We start from the raw sequence: 15959 nt of genomic DNA, 5'->3' as shown, positions 1-15959 counted from the left end.
GCGGGTCGCGGCAAGCTTCGCTCACGCGCGCGCGTCGTCCGGGTCAATGCCGTGGTGGGCCGCGACGTGTGCCGCAAGAAACTCGACGGTGGCGCGTACGCCGGGCAACTGGCCGCGCCGATGCGGCATCAGCAGCGTCGTCGTGACGGTGCCGGCCCGCCAGCCGGGCAGCACCCGCTCGAGCGCGCCCGACGCGAGCGCGGCGCCGGCGATCCAGTCGGGCAGGCACGCGATGCCGAGGCCGGCCGTCGCGGCTTGCAGCAACAACGTTGATTCGTCGGCCTGCAGCCGGATGCGTGGCGCCACGTCGATGGCGTCGTCGCCACGCTGCAGCCGCCACGGCTGCTGGCCCGGGTGGAGGCCGTCGTGCCGTGCGAGATCGGCGGGTTCGTCCGGGATGCCGGCACGCGCGAGATAGGCCGGCGACGCCACGGCGATGATCGGCGACGTCGCGAGCGGCCGCTGCACGAGCGCGGAATCGGGCAGCGGCGCGAAATGGCTGCGCACCGCGATATCGAAGCCTTCCTGCGCGATGTCGACGAGACGGTCGCTCGCATGAACCTGCAGCAGCAGCTTCGGATGCGCGACGGCCAGCGCCAGCAGGCAGGGCGCGAGGATGTGTTGCGCAACCGGCACCGAGCTCGTGATCCGCACGACGCCGGCCGGTTCGGCGGCCTGCCGCAGTACCGCGTCGCGCGCGCTGTCGGCCTCGATCACGGCCGCGCGTGCATGCTCGAAGAATTCGGTGCCGACCGGCGTCAGCCGGAAGCTGCGCGACGTGCGATGCACGAGCCGCGCGCCGAGCGTGCGCTCGAGCTCGGCCACGCGTTTGCTGACCGTCGATTTCGGCAGGCCGAGCCGGCGCGCGGCCGCCGACATGCTGCCCGCATCGACCGCCTGCACGAACAGATAGAGATCGTTCAGGTTCACTTTCAGCGTCCACATGAAGAAACGACGGGTTTCAATTTTAGCGGCTACTGCGCCATCGTTCGCCATGGGAGCATGACTGCTCGTTCAACTTCTGCGGAACCTCCCGATGTCCCCGATCCTTCTCTACGGCATTCCCGCCGGCTGCTCGTTCGGCTCGATCGTCGCGCTTGAATGGGCTGGCCGCCCGTACCGGCTGTCGCGCATCGCGATGCCGAGCGTCGCGACGAGCGACGCGTATCTCGCGCTGAACCCGGTCGCCGAAACGCCGGCATTCGTGACCGCGAACGGCGAGGTGCTGACCGAAAGCCTCGCGATCCTCGGTCACGTCGGCGCGCAAGTGCTCGACAGCGGCCTCGCGTTTCGCCAGGGCAGCGCGGATTTTGACCGGCTGAACCGGATGCTCGCGTGGCTGAACACGACGTTCTTCAACGCGTTCGGCGCGCTCTGGTACGTGTACGAACACGACACCGAGGGCGCGGAGAAAGCGGCGCTGCAGGCTTATGGCCGCGGCAAGGTGCTGAAGGCGCACCGGCAGCTCGAGGCGCTGCTCGAGCGCGACGATGGCCCGTGGCTGCTGGGTGCGCGGCGCACGCTGGCCGACGCGTACTTCTCCGGGATCGCGCGCTGGGCCGACTATCACGCGGTATTCGAGCGCGGCGCGTTCCCGCGCATCGCCGCACTGCGTGCACGGCTTGCCGACGATGCGGGCGTGCAGTTCGCGCACGCGATCGAGGAAAACCTGCCGCTGCCGGCGTCGCTGGCGTTCGAAGGGCATGTGTCGCTCGACGACGTGCTGGCAAGCGCACGCGGCATCGCGGCTCCGGCCCGGGCGGCCTGACCGGCAACGCGGTTGCCCGAAGGGGAATCCGTGCGGGATGTTTTTTTACCCGGATAATATTGACATCCAATTAATACCCGGATAAAAATAGCGTCATTCTGATTCCTGCCTCCGGGTGACCACGATGACAACCTCCACGCTTCTCCCTTCATACACGGCCTTCGACGGCCACCGGCGGCTTGCGTCGGGCCCGCTCGCGACGGTCGCACTCGCGGTCCGGCAGGCAGCCGGCGACGCAATGCCCGGCACGATCCTGATCTTCGATGACGCGACGGGCCGCTCGGTCGACCTCGACCTGCGCGGCACCGAGGACGACATCCGCGCGCGCTATGCGCCGCCGTCAGGCGACGCGTCCGGGGCTGCCGGCGAGCCCGCAGGCGCCGGCGAACAGCGCGGCCGCGGCCGGCCGAAGCTCGGCGTCGTGTCGCGCGAGGTCACGCTGTTGCCGCGTCACTGGGAATGGCTCGGCGCGCAGCCGGGCGGCGCGTCGGTTGCGCTGCGCAAGCTCGTCGAGGACGCGCGGCGCACACATGCGGCGGCCGACCGGCACCGCGACGCGCAAACCCGCGCCTACCACTTCATGTCGGCGATGGCGGGCAATCTGCCCGGTTTCGAGGAAGCCGCACGGGCGCTGTATGCGAATGATCCGGCGCGGCTGGCCGAGCTGGCCGCCGGCTGGCCGGACGACGTGCGCGACCATGCGCTCGCCCTGGCGTGCGGCGACCTGCCGCCGTCCGCCGAAGACTGTTGACGGAGCACCGACGCAATGACCGTATTCGACCTGAACCGAGGCGCGATCGCGCCGGTCGCCGACGAAGTCGATCTCGTCGACCTGCGCGTGACGGGCGTCATCCCGCGCGAACTCTGCGGCACGTTGCTGCGCAACGGCCCGAATCCGCCGGGCGGCCGCTTCGAAGGCAACGACATGCTGTCGTGGTGGCCGGAAGCCGCGATGCTGCACGCGCTCGCGTTCGACGACGGCCGCGCGACCGGCTACCGGAACCGCTGGGCGCGCACGCAGCGCTGGGCCGCCGTGTATGCACCCGAGCAGGCGCGGCATCTGCCCGACACCAATCCGAACGTGAACGTGCTGCAGCATGCGGGCGAATTGCTCGCGCTGGCCGAGGGCGGCGCGCCGCTCGCGATCACGGCCGAACTCGATTCGCTCGGCGTGCCGGCGCGACATGCGGGCTTCGACGGCGGCATGACCGCGCACCCGAAGGTCGATCCGGTGACCGGCGAGCTGATGACGTTCCGCGCGGACTGGCGCGCGCCGTGGCTGCGCTACGGCGTGATCGACGCGCACGGCGTGCAGCGTGTCGACGTCGAGATCGACCTGAACGCGCCGTCGATGATGCACGACCTCGCGATTACCGAAACCCGTAGCCTGCTGCTCGACCTGAACGTCGGCTACGACTTCTCGCTGCTGAAGCAGGGCCACCGGATGCCGCTGCGCTGGCACGACGACCGGCCCGCGCGCATCGGCGTGATCCCGCGCCACGGCGGCGCGGTGCGCTGGTTCGGCATCGAGCCGTGCTTCATCCAGCACGTCGTGAACGCGTACGACTGCGACGAATCGTGCATCGTGCTCGATGCGGTGCGTTATCCGTGGTTCCTGCGGCTCGACGCGCGCACGGGCCGCTTCGCCGACAACCCGGTCGGCGAGCTGTGGCGCTACGTGATCGATACGGCGAACGGTCTGATCGACGAAGGGCCGCTCGCCGACGGCGGCATCGAGATGCCGCGCATCAACGAAAGCCGCACGGGGCGCGGCTACCGCTACCTGTATGCGGTCGAGCAGCCGAACCATGCGGAAATGCGCGGCGTGATGCGCTTCGACCACGCGAGCGGCACGACGACGCGCTACGCGGTGCCGCCCGGCGACCAGAACAGCGAGCCGGTGTTCGTGCCGCGCCCGGGCGGTGTCGACGAGGACGACGGCTGGCTGCTGGTGATGGTCTACCGCGCGGCGACGGACACGAGCGACGTCGTGATCCTCGATGCGCGCGCGATCGACGCGGGGCCGGTCGCGACCGTGCACCTGCCGCGCCGCGTGCCGGCCGGGTTCCACGGCGCGTGGGTGCCGCGCGAGCGTTGAGCGGCGGCGCGCGTCACTGCGCGCGCAGCGCGTCGACGATCTTCAGCCGCGCGGCGCGCATCGCCGGCAGGAACCCGCCGACGAGCCCCATCACGAGCGAGAACAGCAGCGTCTTCACGACGATCGCGGGCGTCAGCACGAAGCGGAACGACAGGTCCGCGAAGGTCTGGAAGTTGGTCGTCGAGAACGACGCGAACTGCATCAGCGACGCGCACGCGAGCCCCGCGACGCCGCCGACGAAGCCGAGCAGCAGCGCTTCCAGCAGGAACGCGGCGAGCACGTTCGTGCGCTTGAAGCCGAGCGCGCGCAGCGTGCCGATCTCGGCCACGCGATTCGCGACCGACGCGTACATCGTGATCATCGCGCCGATCATCGCGGCGATCGAGAAGATCGTCGACAGCGTGATGCCGAGGATGTTGATGAACTTCGACAGCGCCTTCGACTGGTCGCCATAGAAGGTCTGCTCGCGTTTCGCCTCGTCGGTCAGCCGCGGGTCGACGTCGATGTCGGCCTTGAAGCGCGCGAAGCCGTCGGCGCTCGGGATGCGCAGCACCATCGACGAATAGCTGGTGCGCCGGAACGACTGCATCAGCTGGTCGACGTCGCCCCAGATCTCCGAATCGAAACCGCTGCCGCCCGCGTCGAAGATGCCGACGATGGTCCAGTCGCGCTGCGCGAAATGCAGGCTGTCGCCGAGCTGCGTGCCGCTGAAGCCTTTCGCGATTGCGCTGCCGACGATGATTTCCGACGAGCCGGGCGTGAACATCCGGCCGGCCGTGAGCGTCACGTGCGGGCGCAGCGCGAGCCCGGCCGGCGACACGCCGCGGATCACGACGTTCGACGGCTTGCCGGTCGACGTCTTCACGAGCGAGATCAGCACGACCGCTTCCTTCGACACGAGTGGCCGGCCGTCGGGGCCGAGCGCGACGGCCGGGTGCATCTCGAGCGCATTGGCCTGCTGATGGTCGATCGAACTCTGGATCTCGGTTTCGGCGCCCTTGCGGATCACCACCGCGTTGTCGGGTTCGCCGGTCGAAACGAGCGTCTTCGTGAGCCCGGCGTCGAGCATCTGCACCGTCGCGAACACGAAGATCACGAGCGCCATCCCGCCGGCGGTCAGCGCGGTGGTGAGCCGCCGGGTCCACAGGTTGCGCGCGATGTAGTTGAGCGGGATCGCCATGCGCTTATCCGATCGCCCGCAGGCCTTCGACGACACGCACGCGCGCCGCCTGCCACGCCGGCACGATCGCGGCCGCGAAGCCGACCGCGACCGAGCACGCGGCCTGCAGCCCGACCGTCTCGGTCGACACCTTGAACACCGGGAAGATGCCGCCTGCCGCCTGCTTGAACAGGCTCGCGGCGGGCGGGGTCGCGAGGATCCCGAGCCCGCCGCCGGCCACCGCGATCACGACCGATTCGCCGAACACGATCAGCGCGAGGAACCCGGGGCCGAAGCCGAGCGCCTTCAGCGTCGCGTATTCGGCGGTGCGTTCGCGCGCGCTCATCGCCATCGCGTTGGCCATCACGGCCATGATGATCAGGATCACCACGTATGACACGACGCGGATCGCCGCGATGATCTGGTTCGACATCGCGACGAAACCGAGCTGGAACGCCTGCTCGGTTTCGGTCAGCGTCTCGGCGAGCGAGTTCTTGAACACCGCGTCGACGTTGCGCGCGATCGACGCGCCGTCGTCCGGGTTCGCGACGCCGAGCACGAACAGGCCGACCTGGTCGGCCTGCTTCGGCGTGCGCTGGCGCACCGTCTCGTTCAGGTAGTCCCAGTGGAACACCAGCTGGCGCGTGATCGTCGACTCGTCGCGGCCGTCGAGAATGCCGCGCACGACGAAATCCCAGGTGCCCGGGTAGATCGTGCCCTTCAGCGGAATCACGTCGCCGACCTTGAAGCCGAACTGATCCGCGAGCTGGCGCCCGACCAGGCAGCCGCGGCGGTCGCGGTTGTAGTCGGCGCGCTGCTGCTCGGGCACGATGAATTCCGGATACAGGTCGAGATAGTTGTCCGATACGGCGAAGCTCGCGAAGAAATTCTTCGGGTCGCGGTAGATGCCGCCGAACCAGTTCGAGCGGACCAGGGCCGTCACGCCTTCGACGCCGCGGATCCGGTTCTCGTAGCTCACGGGCAGCGGAAACACCAGCGAGATCGCGTTGCGCGTGACGAGCCGCCCGCTGGACGCGGCGGCCGCGCCCGCGTACCACGCGTCGACCACCGTATGCAGCAGCCCGAACGCGAGCACCGCGATGGTCAGCCCGAGCACGGTCAGCAGCGTGCGCAGCCGGTGCCGCAGCGCATTGCGCGCGATCAGCTTCAGCACGTACATCGCGCGCGCTCCCGCAGCCGGTCAGCCGGCGTGCCCATCGATCAGCTCCCCTTTTTCCAGATGCACGAGCGAGCGCGCGGCGCCGGCCGCGTGCGCGTCGTGGGTCACCATGATGATCGTCTTGCCGAGCTCGGCGTTCATCCGTTGCAGCATCGCGAGCACGTCGGTGGCCGACGCGCGATCGAGGTCGCCGGTCGGCTCGTCGGCGACGATCAGCACGGGGTCGGTGATCAGCGCGCGCGCGATCGCGACGCGCTGCTGCTGGCCGCCCGACAGCTCGGACGGGTAGTGGCTCGTGCGGTCGCCGAGGTTCACCATGTCGAGCACGAGCTCGACGCGCTCGCGCCGCTCGCGGCGCGACAGGTGCGTGAGCATCAGCGGCAGCTCGACGTTCTCGAACGCCGTGAGCACCGGCATCAGGTTGTAGAACTGGAAGATGAAGCCGACGTTCGCCGCGCGCCATTCGGCCAGTTGCGCCTCCGCGAGCAGCGAGATGTCGAGCCCGCCCACGCGCAGCTCGCCGCTGTCGGGCCGGTCGATGCCGGCCACGAGGTTCAGCAGCGTGCTCTTGCCGGAGCCGGACGGCCCCATCAGCGCGACGAAGTCGCCTTCGCCGATGTCGAGCGTGATGTCGGTCAGCACGGGCACGATCTGGTTGCCGCGCCGGTACGACTTCGCGACGTGGCTGAGCTCGACGAGGGGCGGCGGGGCGTCGTTCACGCGTGCGCTACTTCTTCGCGACGGTCACTTTCGCGCCGTCCTTCAGCTTCGTGCCCGGCGCGAGCACGACCGTGTCGCCGGGCTTCGCGCCGCGGATCGCGACGAGTTCGCCGATCCGCATGCCGGCGGTCACGGCCGTCGCGTGCACGACGTCGTCCTTCACGACGAACACGACCGGCCGGCCGTCGCGCTTGACGACCGCGCTCGCCTGCACGGCCGTCACGGGCTGCCGGTCCTGCGCCGATACCGGCTTCGACAGGAACGCGATCTTCGCGCTCATGTCGGGCAGCACGCGGTCGTCGCGGTCGACGAAGCGCACCTTCACGAGCACGGTGGCCTTCGAGCGGTCGACGGTCGGCACGATGCGCGACACGCGGCCCGCGAAGCGCGTGTCGGGCAGCGCGTCGAGCTGGATCTCGCACGGTTGCTCGGCGCGGATCTTCGCGATGTTCGATTCGGCGACGTCGGCCTCGACCTCGAGCGTGTCCATGTCGGCGATCGTCACGACCGCCCCCTTGCTGTCCGACGCGGACGAGAACGGCGTGATGTTGTCGCCGACGTTCGCGTGCTTCGCGAGCACGATGCCGTCGAACGGCGCGCGGATCACCGTCTGGTCGACCGCCACCTGCGCGGCCTGCGCGTTGGCCTCGGCGGACGCGATCGCGGCCTGGTCGCTCGCGACCGACGCGCGCGCCTTGTTCAGGCGGGCCGTGTCGGTGTCGAGCTGCGCGGCCGGCACGGCGCCGCGCGGCGCGAGTGCCGAGGTGCGGCGCAACGCGATCTCGGCGTCCTTCAGTTCGGCCTGTTCGACGCCGAGGTTCGCGCGGCTGACCTTCACCTGGGCGAGCGCCTGCGCCCGCGATGCCTCGACGTCGCGGCTTTCGAGTCGCGCGATGATTTCGTCCTTCTTCACGCGCGTGCCTTCCAGCACGCCGAGCCATTCGACGCGCCCCTGGCCCTTCGATGCGACCGCGGCCTTGCGCTGCGGCACGACGTAGCCGGTCGCATTGAGCTGCGTGTCGTTCTGGTACGGGTAGGCGGACGTGACGGTGGTGGTGTCGACGGCCGGCCGGCCGGTCAGCGTGAGGCCGGCGGCGATCGCGACGATGACGATCGCGGCGGCGACCGCATAGCGGAGCCACCGGCGCCGGCGGGGCGCCGGTGCGAGCGGACGCCGGTCGATCTTCAGTTTGTCCAGATTGTGATCGGGCAATTTGAGCGCCTCGAGACGGCGGCGGTCTGGCGACCGGCCGCGATCCGGTTTCCCCGGGAAAGGGACGGATGGACGCCAGTATAAGCGTCGCCCCGATGGCGCGCGAGCGGGTTTGCCGCGCCGCCACGGCGGCTGCCGGACCGCTCGCCGGGACCGGGACACACGCTCGCCCCCGGGGAAACCCGAGGGACGCAAGCAACGTGTCAACTTGCCGCGAACACGATGCGTTATGGAACCAGTGCGTCAGGTTTTGTCTCGACGGAACGGCGAAAGCCGGCCTCGCGGCCTGGGGCTCCGATGCGAATGCCTCGCATCTTTACTTACCGGTACGTTTGATTTTTTCTCCGCTAAAGGAAGAACAATGAAGAAGACGCTCGCTTCGATCATCGCCGCAGCATTCGCACTCGCATCGGTTTCGGCATTCGCACAGGAAGCCGCGTCGTCGCCGGCAGGCGCGATGGCTCCCGCTGCCGCACCGATGAAGAAGGATCACAGCAAGCCGAAGCACCAGCTGAAGCAACACGGTTCGGCCAAGGGCAAGGCGAAGGCCGCCGCCGCATCGGCAGCCGGCACGAACGACGCAGGCGCAGCAAACTAAGCGCTTCGCCCGGGGCCGGCATCGCCGGCCGCCAGTCGAGAAACCCCGCATGTTTCGGCATGCGGGGTTTTGTTTTTCAGGCGCCGGAAACGCCCGCCGGCGGCGGCGCGCGCATCGCGTCGACTACCGTGCGCATGCGCCGCCAGTGCGAGCCTTCCCAGAACACGCGCCGGCAGATGTCGCACGCGGCGAAGCGCCGGTGCCGCTGCCGGACGCCGGCCGGCACGCGCGGTGCGGCAGCGGCCGCGTCGAGCGGATGCAGCGGGGCGTTGCAGCGCAGGCACAGCCGGAACGGGCGCATGTGCGGCGCGAGATCGAGCCGCTCGAACAGTTCGCGCAGCTGGTCGGCCGGCTGCAGCGCATGCAGGTAGCAGCCGCGCTCGACCGCGCGCCGCTTGAGCAGCTCGCGGTCGCGGGTCAGCACGATCCGGCCCTCTCGCGCGGCGAGCGCCACGAGCTCGTCGTCGCGGTAGTGGTTGTCGTAGCAGGTGTCGAAGCCCGCGAGGCGCAGCAGTTGCGCGAGGCCGCCGAGATGTGCGTCGGCGACGAAGCGCCATTGCGCCGGTGGCGGCGCGGCGGCCCTGCAGGCCGCCGGCTGCGCGCGCTCCGGAAAGGCTTCGACCCGGTCGCCGTCGTCGAGCGGCCGGTCGAGCGCGGCCGGCACGTCGTTCACGCACAGCCGGCCGATTTCGGTATGCGGGACGCCAAGCGCCTCGATCGCGTGCTTCACCGTCGCATCGCGCGCGCATGCGTGCCCGAACGCGCGGTCGCGCTGCGCGCGCGGGAGAAACGCGTTCAGTTCGTCGTGGAAGCGGAAGGTCGCGGTCGCCATGCGCGCAGTATGGCACCGCGCATGGCCGGCCGCGTGCCCTGCAGACGCCACGCATCTGTGTTTAACTCCCCGCTTCACGGAGCGAAGGAGCGGGAAATGGATCTCGGATTTATCGGGCTGGGTGAGATGGGGCAGGCAATCGCGACGAACCTGCTGAAGGCCGGGCACACGGTGCGGGTCTGGAACCGGTCGCGCGAGCGCGCCGAGCCGCTCGCCGCGCTCGGCGCGCAGATCGTCGACACGCCGGCCGACGCGTTTAGCGGCGACGCGGTGTTCTCGATGCTGGCCGACGACGCCGCCGCGCGCGCGATCTTCGACGATGCGCTGCTCGCGCAGGCGCCGCGCGGCCTGATCCACGTCAACATGGCGACGGTGTCGGTCGCGCTGGCCGAATCGCTCGCGCACGCGCATGCGTCGCGCGGCATCCATTACGTCGCCGCGCCGGTGATGGGGCGGCCCGATGTCGCGGCCGCCGCGCGCCTGACGATCATGGCGGGCGGCCCGGCGGAGGCGATCGACCGCGTGCAGCCGCTGTTCGACGCGATCGGCCAGAAGACCTGGCGGTTCGGTTCGCTGCCGCAGCACGCGAACGTCGCGAAGATCGCCGCGAACTTCACGCTCGCGTCGGCGATCGAGACGCTCGGCGAGGCGTCCGCGCTGCTGGGCGCGCACGGCGTCGCGATGCGCGACTTCCTCGACGTGATCACCGGCAGCGTGTTTCCGGGGCCTGTCTACGAGGGCTACGGCTCGATGATCGCCGAGCGGCGCTACGAGCCCGCGCGCTTCAAGGCGCGCCTCGGGCTGAAGGACGTTCGCCTGGCGCTGGAAGCCGGCGACGCCGTGTCGGTGCCGCTGCCGGTGGCGAGCGTCGTGCGCGACAACCTGCTCGACGCGCTCGCGCACGGCGGCGGCGACCAGGATTTCGCGGTGCTCGGCGAAGTCGCGCTGCGCCGCGCGGGCCGCTGAGCCGCCGCGCGACAGAAGTCCGGCGCACCGGCATAATCGACGTTTCGTTTTCCCTTACATCCAGGCAGAGGCGGGCATGAACTTGCATACGTGGTGGCTTTTCGTGGCGACGGTGTTCGTCGTGTCGGCGATTCCGGGCCCGAACATGCTGCTGGTGATGACGCACGGCGCGCGGCACGGGCTGCGGCGTTCGGCGTGGACGATGGCCGGCTGTCTCACCGCGCTGGTGCTGATGCTGTCGGTGTCGGCGGCGGGCCTCGGTGCCGTGCTCGAGGCGTGGCCTGCGATGTTCAACACGTTGCGCTTCGCGGGCGCCGCTTACCTGATCTACCTCGGTGTGAAAGCGTGGCGCGCGCGCGTCGACGACGAGCAGTCTGCCGCCGACGTCGAAACCGTGTCGCGCCAGGCCGCGCCGGCATCGCGCGGGACGCTGTTCCGCAACGGTTTCCTGGTCGCGGGCAGCAACCCGAAAGCGATCCTGTTCGCGGCCGCGCTGCTGCCGCAGTTCATCAACGCGGCCGAGCCGACGCTGCCGCAATTCGGCGTGCTCGTCGTCACGTTCGCGGTGATCGAGGTGAGCTGGTATCTCGTCTATGCGTCGTTCGGCACGCGCATCGGCGCGACGCTGAAGAGCCAGAGCGTTGCGAAGATCTTCAACCGGCTGACGGGCGGGCTGTTCGTCGGCTTCGGTGCGATGATGGCGCTGGTCCGTCACTGATTTCGAATCGACGCCGGTGCGCCGAACGCCCCGTCCCTCGCAAGAGGGCGGGGCGTTCGGCTTTTCGGGCGTGCTTCACGCACGCGGGCGAGTGAGTGCCGCTGCGCGGGCCCCGCGTCCGGCCGAGAGCCCGAAAGCGGCGGCCGCGCCCGCGAACGCGAAGCCGACGCCGCACACCGCGCTCCACCCGCCCCAGGCCCACGCACTGCCCGCGAGCACCGCGCCGAGCGCACCGCCGATGAAGAACAGCCCGACGAACAGCCCGTTCAGGCGGCCGCGAGCGGCCGGGTTCAGCAGGTTGATCTCGCGGCGGCCGATCGTCTGGTCGACGATGACGCCCGCGTCGAGCAGCGCCGCGCCGCCGGCCAGCAGCGCGAGCGCGAGGCCACGATGCGCGTGCGCGTCGAAGCCGAACCAGCCGGCGCCCGCGATCCCGAGCACGACGAGCGCCACGAGCATCGTGCCGTGCGCGATCCGCTGCGCGGCCGGCCCGTGGCCGCGGTCGCCCGCGCGGCCCGCGAGCGGCGTGACGATCGCGCCGCTGGCACCGGCGAACGCGAACAGCGCGATCCCGTGCAGGTCGAGGCCGAACGGCGGCTGCGCGAGCCGCAGCCCGACCGCGGTCCAGAATGCGCTGAACGCGGCCATCGCGAGCGCGGCCGACAGCGCATGCCGGCGCAGCACCGGCTCGTCGGCCAGCAGGCGCCCCATCGACGCGAGCAGCGTGCGGTAGCCGGCCGTGATCGACGGCGTGCGCGACGGCAGGCGCAGGGCCAGCACGACGGCGATCGCGGCATTCGCAAGCGCCGCCAGTCCATAGAAGCCGCGCCAGCCGGCCGTGCCTGCGATCAGGCTCGCGAGCGGGCGCGACAGCAGGATGCCGAGCATCAGCCCGCTCATCACGTTGCCGACCGCACGGCCGCGCTGCGCGTCGGGTGCCATCGACGCGGCCATCGGCACGAGCATCTGGATCACGCTCGACGCGGCGCCGGCCGCGAGTGTCGCCAGCAGGAACACGGTGCCCGACCGCGTGAACGCGGGCAGCGCGAGCGCCGCCGCGCATGCGGCCAGCGTCGCGACGATCAGGCGGCGGTTCTCGAGCAGGTCGACGAGCGGCACGAGCAGCACCAGCCCGGCCGCGTAGCCGAGCTGCGGCAGCATCGCGACGAGGCCGGCAAGGCCGGGCGGCAGGTGCAGGTCGGCGCTGATCGGGCCCGTCAGCGGTTGCGCGGCGAACAGGTCCATCACGATCACGCCGACCGTCGCGGCGAAGAACAGCGTCATGCCCGCGCTCAGCGCGGGCGGCGTTCCGGCGGGCGTGCTGACGGGCGGGCGAACGGCGGCGGGGCAAGGGTTGGCGGGGCAGTTCATCGGAGGCCTGGCGAGTGGGTCGAAGGAGTACCCATCGTAGGTGCCCGATGTTTATGCGACAATTGAAATATCTCTAACATGATTATGCGAGTTTGTTTTGAATACGCGTGATCTCCAGGCGTTCGTCGCGGTGGTCGACAGCGGGTCGATGGTCGCCGCGGCCGCGAAGCTCCACCTGACGCAGCCGGGCCTGACGCGGCGCGTGCAGAACCTCGAAACGCTGCTCGGCATGCCGCTGCTCGAACGGCAAAGCAAGCCGCTGAAGCCGACCGCCGCCGGGCGCGACGTCTACGCGCTCGCGCGCAACGTGCTGGGCGCGGTCGACGAGCTGATGGCGGCGGGCGCGCCGGACAGCGAGCCGTCCGGCGAGCTGCGCATCGGCGTGCCGCCGTTCCTGTCCGAGCTGGCGCTCGAGCAGCCGATCGACCGGCTGCGCGACGCGTTTCCGCGCCTCACGCTGCGGGTGACGGCCGGCTGGTCGCCGGCGCTGATGCAGGGCATTGAGCGCGGCACGCTCGACGTCGCGGCCGTGATGGTGCCGGCAAGTTCGGTATTGCCCGACGCGTTCACGTCGACGTTGCTCGGCACGCAGCCGACGGTGCTGGTCGCGGCACGCGACTTTCCGCTGCCGGACGGCCCGTTGTCGATCGACACGCTGTCGCGTTTTCCGTGGGTGCTGAGCCAGGACGGTTGCGGGATGCGTTCGGCGCTGAGCCGCGCGCTCGGCGCGGCCGGGCTGCCGTTCGACGTCGCGGTCGAGGCATTCGGCTCGGAGCTGCAGCTGTCGCTCGTCGCGCGCGGCGCGGGCATCGGGATCGCGCCGCCGAACGCGGTGGCGCGCAGCGCGCATCGCGATGCGCTGAGGGTGGTGGAAACGGCGGGGCTGGAGACGCGGATCAACGTATGGATCGTGCACGGCGCGCTGCCGGGCCGCCTGGCGCGGCCCGTCGCGCTGCTGCGCGACGCGCTGGCCGAGGTGCTGGACGGGGAAATCAGGAAGGGGTCAGAAGCCAGTGAAGCGATTTAGAGCCGGCATTCGAGGGAAAATCCTTATTTTCTCTACGGAAATGTTGCATTGCGGAAATCGATTCGCTAGAATTGCACCTGTCTCCTCCATGTCTCCTCTGATATGGATTCAGCCCGCCTCTTAGGCGGGCTTTTTTTTGCCTGCGATTTTGCCGCGACATGCCGTTCGTCGTCCGTCGCTGCGCTCAGAACTTGTACGTCATCCCGACGTAGCTGATGATCGGGTCGGCCTTCAGGTCCGATTTCGACTCCGAGAGCACCGAGCCGTCGGCTGCCTTGATCGTCACCGTCGACGTCGTCTTCAGCGGGATGTACGTCACCGACGCGACCAGCCCGAAATGCTCCGTCATGTTGTACTGCAGGCCCGCGTTGAACACCGGCTGCCATGACGACGACGCCTTCGCTTCCACCGATGTCGTACCCGGCTTGCCCGCGCCCGCCGCGAGGATCGCGCCGAGGTTGTCCTGCGTCTGCTTGATGAAGTTCGTGTTGAGCTGCAGGTCGCTGAACCAGTTGTACGACACGCCGAGGCCGAGGAACGGCCGGAACTTCGCGGTGGCCTGCCCGAAGTAGTACTGCAGGATCACCGCGGGGCTCCACTGTCGCACGCTCTTCACGATCGGGTTGACCGACCCGAGCCCGATGTTCTGCGTGCCGAGCGCGCCGGCAGGTCCTGGCGGCTTGATCGTGCCCTGGCCCGACACCTTGAACACCGGCGGCACGCCGGCCACCGACGTGACCGCGATGTGGTCGGTCAGGAAGTGGCTGACCGTCAGGCCGACGGTGTCGGCGCCGCTCGTACGCAGCCCGGTGCCCGGCGACGTGAACGACGGCGGCAGCCGCAGCGGCGTGTTGATCGGCGTCGGTGCGACGTTGGTCGTCATCGGCGTGCTGCTCTGCTGCGGCATCACGTGGAACCAGCCCAGCGTGACGACGTTGCTGCCGGCGCTCTGCGCGTGCGCCGCGAGCGGCGCCAGCACGGCGGCGCCGGCCGCCGCGCACAGAAGGGTTCTCTTCATCACGGTTTCCCCCTCCGCTTACTGGACGAACGCGCCGATCGTGAAATACGGCACCGATCCAGCGTTGTCGAGGAAACCGAACACGCCACCCGTGAAGATGAACTTGCCGGTCGGCGTCGTGCTGCTTGCGCCCGTGTGGATCGTCGTGACCGTGCCCGGCACCTTCTGCGTGTAGTCGAGATCGAGCGCGGTCGCGAGCGAGGCCTGCGACGCGTTGAACGGATCGAGCAGCGTCGCCTGGTTGTTCGTCAGCGCCGTGGTGCGGTAGTCGAACTGGCTGTCGACGCCGATGTACTCGCCGTTCTGCGAGCCGACCGTGATCGTCGTCTGCGGGGCGAGGATCGAGATGCTCGATTCGTCGTCGGCGGTGAGGCCCGGCACACCGTTGCTGTCGGGCGTCGGGTTCGGGTTCGCCACCCCCGTGCGCACGAGGATCGGCACGAGCTGGTTGCGCAGCTTGCCGACGATCATGAAGCCCTTGCCCTGCGGCGTCGTCGACAGCGTCGGTTTCAGCTGGCTCGCGTAGTTGTTCGACTGGAACGCGCCGCTGCCGTCCGCCGACAGCACGAAGTTCGTGCCTTGCTGCGTGCACGCGCCGCCGGCGAACTGGCCGGTCGAGTCGCACTTGGTCCAGGTGCCGTCGGCGTTGATCGTCACCTTCGCGTCGATCGATGCCGGCGCGAAGTTCTGCGACGGCACTTCACCGAAGCCCACGTGGCTGTATGTGCCCGCAACCTTCGTGATGTCGGTTTCGATCGACGAGAAGCCGATGAACGGGTAGTACGGGAATTTCGTGTCGGGCACCGCGGCCTGGCCGAGCACGCCGTTGAACTGGATCTCCTTGCCGGGAATCGTGCCGCCCGCGACGCCCATGCCGACGAAGATGCGCGCCGGGCGCGACGGATCGAGGCTCGCGCCGTTCAGGCGGAATGCGCACTGGTTCAGCTTGTTGGTCGGCAGCAGCGTTTCCTGCGTGAGCGTGCCGCTGTCGACGGTGCCCGCGCGGGTCGGGACGACTGTGCCGGTCGTTTGCGGAACCGGTGATTCGACATAGGTGACCTGCCAGGTCATCTTGGTCGTGTCGAGCTGGACCTTGGCGAGTTCGCCGCTGCCCGCGCCACCCGTAAACACGGTGGTGTAGTCGAGCGAGGCAGGACAGAGCCGGTCTTCGACGAGCGGGGGCGGATTGTCGTCGCCGCCGCCGCAGGCAGAAAGAAGGGGGGCGGCAAGGGCCGCCGCCAGAATGAGGTTGCGCTTCATGTTGCTCCTCCAGATTTGTCTTGTGCGGCGG

Annotated in this window: 16 protein-coding genes; 7 read left to right on the top strand and 9 right to left on the bottom strand. The window is 69.6% G+C overall.

All coding sequences use genetic code 11. The features are described from left to right. Nucleotides 1–21 precede the first annotated feature (21 nt). Complete coding sequence (locus HAV18_RS31040; RefSeq protein ID WP_166963718.1) at nucleotides 22–996, bottom strand: LysR family transcriptional regulator; 975 nt, start codon at nucleotides 994–996, stop codon at nucleotides 22–24. A gap of 40 nt (nucleotides 997–1036) precedes the next feature. Between HAV18_RS31040 and HAV18_RS31035 the strand changes: the two genes are divergently transcribed. From HAV18_RS31035 to HAV18_RS31025, 3 genes are all read left to right on the top strand, one after another. Beyond that, entirely contained in the window at nucleotides 1037–1768 is a 732-nt protein-coding gene (locus HAV18_RS31035; RefSeq protein ID WP_166963716.1) for a glutathione S-transferase family protein, read from the top strand. A gap of 124 nt (nucleotides 1769–1892) precedes the next feature. Further along, nucleotides 1893–2519, top strand: a complete 627-nt coding sequence (locus tag HAV18_RS31030) for a DUF2239 family protein (protein ID WP_166963714.1) — start codon at nucleotides 1893–1895, stop codon at nucleotides 2517–2519. Between the two features lie 15 nt (nucleotides 2520–2534). Continuing rightward, a complete protein-coding gene (locus tag HAV18_RS31025) occupies nucleotides 2535–3866 on the top strand; it encodes a carotenoid oxygenase family protein (protein ID WP_166963712.1) in 1332 nt (443 codons plus the stop codon). 13 nt (nucleotides 3867–3879) lie between these two features. On the opposite strand, the gene HAV18_RS31020 is transcribed toward HAV18_RS31025, so the two are convergent. Genes HAV18_RS31020 through HAV18_RS31005 form a run of 4 tightly spaced genes read right to left on the bottom strand, consistent with a single transcriptional unit; the run spans nucleotide 3880 to nucleotide 8138 of the window. Then, nucleotides 3880–5046, bottom strand: coding sequence for an ABC transporter permease (locus tag HAV18_RS31020; protein ID WP_166963710.1), 1167 nt, complete (start codon nucleotides 5044–5046; stop codon nucleotides 3880–3882). A 4-nt stretch (nucleotides 5047–5050) separates the two neighbouring features. Beyond that, nucleotides 5051–6205 (bottom strand): ABC transporter permease, encoded by a 1155-nt coding sequence (locus HAV18_RS31015; RefSeq protein ID WP_166963708.1) that lies wholly within the window; start codon nucleotides 6203–6205, stop codon nucleotides 5051–5053. A 21-nt stretch (nucleotides 6206–6226) separates the two neighbouring features. Further along, nucleotides 6227–6925 (bottom strand): ABC transporter ATP-binding protein, encoded by a 699-nt coding sequence (locus HAV18_RS31010; protein WP_027788609.1) that lies wholly within the window; start codon nucleotides 6923–6925, stop codon nucleotides 6227–6229. A gap of 7 nt (nucleotides 6926–6932) precedes the next feature. Next, nucleotides 6933–8138, bottom strand: a complete 1206-nt coding sequence (locus tag HAV18_RS31005; RefSeq protein WP_166963706.1) for an efflux RND transporter periplasmic adaptor subunit — start codon at nucleotides 8136–8138, stop codon at nucleotides 6933–6935. 361 nt (nucleotides 8139–8499) lie between these two features. Between HAV18_RS31005 and HAV18_RS31000 the strand changes: the two genes are divergently transcribed. Then, entirely contained in the window at nucleotides 8500–8736 is a 237-nt protein-coding gene (locus HAV18_RS31000) for a hypothetical protein (RefSeq protein WP_166963705.1), read from the top strand. A 76-nt stretch (nucleotides 8737–8812) separates the two neighbouring features. On the opposite strand, the gene HAV18_RS30995 is transcribed toward HAV18_RS31000, so the two are convergent. Then, complete coding sequence (locus tag HAV18_RS30995; protein WP_166963703.1) at nucleotides 8813–9568, bottom strand: Mut7-C RNAse domain-containing protein; 756 nt, start codon at nucleotides 9566–9568, stop codon at nucleotides 8813–8815. Nucleotides 9569–9577: 9 nt separating this feature from the next. Here HAV18_RS30995 and HAV18_RS30990 point away from each other — a divergent pair, with 9 nt between their 5' ends. Beyond that, a complete protein-coding gene (locus HAV18_RS30990; protein WP_347814789.1) occupies nucleotides 9578–10534 on the top strand; it encodes an NAD(P)-dependent oxidoreductase in 957 nt (318 codons plus the stop codon). Nucleotides 10535–10610: 76 nt separating this feature from the next. Next, nucleotides 10611–11252, top strand: coding sequence for a LysE family translocator (locus HAV18_RS30985; RefSeq protein ID WP_166963699.1), 642 nt, complete (start codon nucleotides 10611–10613; stop codon nucleotides 11250–11252). A 75-nt stretch (nucleotides 11253–11327) separates the two neighbouring features. Here the strand turns inward: HAV18_RS30985 and HAV18_RS30980 are convergent, their stop codons facing one another. Further along, nucleotides 11328–12623, bottom strand: a complete 1296-nt coding sequence (locus HAV18_RS30980) for an MFS transporter (RefSeq protein WP_166963697.1) — start codon at nucleotides 12621–12623, stop codon at nucleotides 11328–11330. 97 nt (nucleotides 12624–12720) lie between these two features. On the opposite strand from HAV18_RS30980, the gene HAV18_RS30975 reads away from it, so the two are divergent. After that, complete coding sequence (locus HAV18_RS30975; protein ID WP_166963695.1) at nucleotides 12721–13650, top strand: LysR family transcriptional regulator; 930 nt, start codon at nucleotides 12721–12723, stop codon at nucleotides 13648–13650. 184 nt (nucleotides 13651–13834) lie between these two features. Here HAV18_RS30975 and HAV18_RS30970 read toward each other — a convergent pair whose 3' ends face one another. Both HAV18_RS30970 and HAV18_RS30965 read right to left on the bottom strand, forming a co-directional pair. Further along, nucleotides 13835–14668: an OmpW family protein gene (locus HAV18_RS30970; protein WP_166963693.1), complete on the bottom strand. Its 834-nt coding sequence runs from the start codon at nucleotides 14666–14668 to the stop codon at nucleotides 13835–13837. Nucleotides 14669–14686: 18 nt separating this feature from the next. Then, nucleotides 14687–15928 carry a DUF2957 domain-containing protein gene (locus tag HAV18_RS30965; RefSeq protein ID WP_166963691.1) on the bottom strand — a complete coding sequence of 414 codons (1242 nt, stop codon included), beginning with the start codon at nucleotides 15926–15928 and terminating at the stop codon, nucleotides 14687–14689. Between the last annotated feature and the right edge of the window lie 31 nt (nucleotides 15929–15959).

This window comes from Burkholderia sp. D-99, from assembly GCF_011605345.1.
GTDB lineage: Bacteria > Pseudomonadota > Gammaproteobacteria > Burkholderiales > Burkholderiaceae > Burkholderia.
This window is presented reverse-complemented; position numbering and strand designations above follow the sequence as displayed.